Below are 1,238 nucleotides of genomic sequence, written 5' to 3'. Positions count from 1 at the left end.
CCGTTTAGTACGTTATTGCCGCTGTTACCGGTCATTACGTTGTTCAGGGTATTGCCGTTGGCATTGATGTTGGCCGTGCCGGTCAACACGAGGTTTTCCAGATTGGCACCCAGGCTGTAATTGATCGAGGAGCGAACGGTGTCGATTTCGTTGATCAGGGTGCTGGTCTCGACAACCACGTCACCGGCGTTGTCGACCACATACGTGTCGTTGCCCAGACCGCCGATCATCCTGTCAGCACCCGCGCCACCGTCCAGAATGTTATCGCCGGCGTTGCCAGTGATGACGTTGTTCAGGGCGTTGCCGGTGCCGTTGATGTTGTCGGCGAAACGCAGGGTCAGGTTTTCCAGATTGGCGCCCAGCGTGTAGTTGGCGAGCGACGACAGCACGGTGTCGATTTCGGTCAGCGAGGTGCCGTTTTCGATGATGACGTCGCCGAGGTTGTCGACGAAATAGATGTCGTTGCCGGCACCGCCGTCCATGGTGTCGGCGCCTTCCTGGCCGTTGAGGATGTTGTTGCCGCTGTTGCCGATCAGCACGTTGTCCAGATCGTTACCAACCAGGTACAGGTTGCTGGTGCCCAGCAGTTGGCCATCTTCAACGTTGGCGGTCAGGGTGTAACCGACGTTGCTCAGTACGCGGTCATGGCCTTCGCCGCCCAGTTCGATCACCACGTCGCCGGCGTTGTCGATGACATAGGTGTCGTCACCGCTGCCGCCAATCAAGGTGTCGGCCCCGGCCGCGCCGTCCAGACGATCGTTGCCGGCACCACCCTGCAGAGTGTCGTTGCCGCCGCCGCCGAGCAGGTAGTTATCCTGAGCATTGCCTTGCACGGTGTAGTTGCCGGTGCCCATCAGCCAGACGTTTTCGACGTTAGTGAGGTTGGCAAGGTTGAGATCGATGATGTTGTTCGATGCCGTGGCGTTGTAATAGATGCGCAGAGTATCGGTGCCTTCATTGGCGTTCTCCTGGATCAGCCCCTGTTCAGCTGCTTGATCGAGGTAATAGGTGTCATCACCATCGCCGCCAATCATTGTATCCAGGCCTGCACCGCCGTTTAGTACGTTATTGCCGCTGTTACCGGTCATTACGTTGTTCAGGGTATTGCCGTTGGCATTGATGTTGGCCGTGCCGGTCAACACAAGGTTTTCCAGATTGGCACCCAGGCTGTAATTGATCGAGGAGCGAACGGTGTCGATTTCGTTGATCAGGGTGCTGGTCTCGACAACCACGTCACC

The 1,238-nt window shown here is 57.5% G+C and carries 1 protein-coding gene; it reads right to left on the bottom strand.

Annotated elements, in window-relative coordinates; genetic code table 11:
• Positions 1-1,238: calcium-binding protein (locus ACIOU6_RS28045; protein WP_401140010.1), on the bottom strand; the 1,238-nt coding region annotated here is incomplete at both ends.

The organism is Pseudomonas sp. NPDC087615 (assembly GCF_044743445.1).
Classification (GTDB): Bacteria; Pseudomonadota; Gammaproteobacteria; order Pseudomonadales; family Pseudomonadaceae; genus Aquipseudomonas; species Aquipseudomonas baetica_A.
Note: the sequence above shows the minus strand (reverse complement) of the source record. Positions and strands in the feature narration are given on the sequence as shown.